5 protein-coding genes and 1 tRNA gene are annotated in these 2,440 nt (G+C 63.0%); 2 read left to right on the top strand and 4 right to left on the bottom strand.

Annotated features, from left to right (window positions below):
• Window positions 1–304, top strand: a 304-nt coding sequence (locus EBBID32_RS19310) for a hotdog domain-containing protein (protein ID WP_037491953.1), incomplete at its 5' end; no start/stop codon positions are given.
• Window positions 305–317: 13 nt separating this feature from the next.
• Here EBBID32_RS19310 and EBBID32_RS19315 read toward each other — a convergent pair.
• From EBBID32_RS19315 to rpsD, 4 genes are all read right to left on the bottom strand, one after another.
• Window positions 318–393: transfer RNA gene (locus tag EBBID32_RS19315), tRNA-Lys, on the bottom strand.
• Between the two features lie 23 nt (window positions 394–416).
• Entirely contained in the window at window positions 417–959 is a 543-nt protein-coding gene (folK, locus tag EBBID32_RS19320; RefSeq protein ID WP_006964265.1) for a 2-amino-4-hydroxy-6-hydroxymethyldihydropteridine diphosphokinase, read from the bottom strand.
• A 44-nt stretch (window positions 960–1,003) separates the two neighbouring features.
• Window positions 1,004–1,231 (bottom strand): hypothetical protein, encoded by a 228-nt coding sequence (locus EBBID32_RS19325; RefSeq protein WP_006964267.1) that lies wholly within the window; start codon window positions 1,229–1,231, stop codon window positions 1,004–1,006.
• An 82-nt stretch (window positions 1,232–1,313) separates the two neighbouring features.
• Window positions 1,314–1,928, bottom strand: a complete 615-nt coding sequence (rpsD, locus tag EBBID32_RS19330; protein ID WP_006964269.1) for a 30S ribosomal protein S4 — start codon at window positions 1,926–1,928, stop codon at window positions 1,314–1,316.
• Between the two features lie 188 nt (window positions 1,929–2,116).
• Between rpsD and EBBID32_RS19335 the strand changes: the two genes are divergently transcribed.
• Entirely contained in the window at window positions 2,117–2,413 is a 297-nt protein-coding gene (locus EBBID32_RS19335) for a chorismate mutase (RefSeq protein ID WP_006964271.1), read from the top strand.
• The last annotated feature ends 27 nt before the right edge of the window (window positions 2,414–2,440 follow it).

The following is a 2,440-nucleotide window of genomic DNA, read 5'->3' on the forward strand; positions in this document are numbered from 1 at the left end:
GGTGACGTTCGGCGACTATTTTCTGGGCGGCAATGCGGCGGCCCATGGCGGCGCGGTGTCGCTGCTGTTCGACGAGGTGCTGGGCATACCGGCCAATTCGGGGCCAGGCGGGATGGCGCGTACGGCCTATCTCCACGTCAATTATCGCGCCATCACGCCGATGAACCGGCCGCTGACCGTGACGGCAACCCTTTATGCGGTCGAGGGCAGAAAGCGGTTCGTGCGCGGGGAACTGAAGGATGGCGACCGGCTTTGCGCCGACGCCGATGGCCTGTTTCTGGTGCTGCTTCCCGGCCAGCAATGATCGCCGACAATGGTGGTGAGTCCAGCTGGGTTCGAACCAGCGACCTACTGATTAAAAGTCAGTTGCTCTACCGACTGAGCTATGGACCCCCGATTGCTGAGGTGCGCTCGCCCTAGAGGGGGCGGCGGGGATGGTCAACCTCTTGTGGCATGGTTTGTTGGGCTTTTTGCCGCCGGGTGTTCAGGCGGGCGTCGAGGTGACGGATCGTGAGGCCTGAACGGGGATCGCGCCAGGCAGGCGCGATGGCGCGCAATGGGGTCAGTACGAAATCGCGCATGGCAAAAGCGGGGTGGGGGATGGTCAGCGTCGGGCTGTTCCACTGGCCACCCGACCACAGAATGATGTCGATATCGACGCTGCGCGCGCCCCAGCGGCGGTAGCGGCGGCGGCCGAGCACTCGTTCGATCGACTGGAGCCAGGCCAACATGGCGGGCGGTGCGAGCGGGCTTTGAACCACAAGCGCTGCATTGGCGTAGCGGCGGCGGGAGGGACCGATGGGGGCGGTTTCGATGGTGGGCGCGGTCGCGACGATTTGCGCGTGCTGCGCGATTCGCGTGACGGCTTCGGCCAGCAGCCGCCGGGGCGGCAGGCGGGCGGATAGCGGGCGGTTCGATCCCAAGGCCAGCGCGTAGAGGTGAAGTGCCATTTTCGCCATAGGGCTGCGCTTACAGAGGTGACGGGCGGGTGCAAGCCATGACGTCAGGATTGGGGCGGCGCGGCTTTGCCATTTTTCGCTGATGCCTTCATTTCCTCGTACACGGTATCGCGGGCATCGACCTCAAGCACCTCAAGATATTTGAGCGCATCCTTGTAGGTCAGGAAGCCCTTGCCGTCGGCGATGATCGGCACGGTGCGGCCGTTGTAGATCCGCCGGAGCAGTCGCCTTTGTGTCCTGCCGATCGGTGATGCGCTTTCGGTATCGGTCATGGTTTGTCCTGAAGCCTGCGGTACAAAAAAGGGCGGCTCCTTGCGGGGCCGCCCTTTTTGTCAAGCGTTGGGTAGAAGCCGATCAGCGCGAATAGAATTCGACGACCAGATTGGGTTCCATCTTCACCGGATAAGGCACTTCGTCCAGCGTGGGGACGCGGACATAGGTGACCTTGGCGGCGCCATCGGGCGACACATAGTCGGGGATGTCGCGTTCGGCCAGAGCCTGTGCTTCCATCACCAGCGCCATTTCCTGCGCCTTCTTGCCCAGGGTGATTTCGTCGCCCGGCTTCACCAGACGCGAGGCAATGTTGCACTTCACGCCGTTCACATAGATGTGGCCGTGCGAAACGATCTGGCGCGACGAGAAGATGGTCGGCGCGAACTTGGCGCGATAGACGACGGCGTCCAGGCGGCGTTCGAGCAGGCCGATCAGGTTCTGGCCGGTGTCGCCCTTCATGCGGCTCGCCTCAAAATAGTTCTTCTTGAACTGCTTTTCGGTGATGTCGCCGTAATAGCCCTTCAGCTTCTGCTTGGCGCGCAGCTGGATGCCGTAATCGGACACCTTGCCCTTGCGGCGCTGGCCGTGCTGACCGGGGCCATATTCGCGCTTGTTCACAGGCGACTTGGGACGACCCCAGATATTCTCGCCCATGCGACGGTCGAGTTTATACTTGGCGCTGGTGCGCTTCGTCATGGTATTTCCTTACAATAGCTAACAACGTTACCCCGGTATCGCCTACGTCCGTATTGCGCCGAAACACTCAGGGGCAGGGCCACCGCTTCACCGGGATGCGGGACCAATTGCGAAGGCGCGCCTATGGCCACAAGGGGGCTGCATGTCAACCCTCGACAGGGACGCGGCGGACGCCTAATTCCCGGCGCATGAACCCTGATGATTATAGCAGCATGGCAGAGGTGCGGGCGGGTGTCGACGCGATCGACCGCGAACTGGTGGCGCTGCTTGGCCAACGCTTTGCCCATATGCGCGCCGCCGCCCGGATCAAACCCGATCGCGGGGCTGTGCGGGACGAGGCGCGCAAGCGTCAGGTCATCGATCAGGCGTGCGCGGAGGCGGCGCGGGTTGGCGCGCCGGTGGAGATTGTCGCTGACCTGTGGGAGCAACTGGTCGAGGCGTCGATTGCGTATGAGATGGAGGCGTTTGATCGGACGCGGGGTTAAAGCCTCGGCCCGTTCGTTTCGAGCGAA

It is taken from the genome of Sphingobium indicum BiD32, assembly GCF_000382885.1.
In the GTDB taxonomy this organism is placed as follows: Bacteria; Pseudomonadota; Alphaproteobacteria; order Sphingomonadales; family Sphingomonadaceae; genus Sphingobium; species Sphingobium japonicum_C.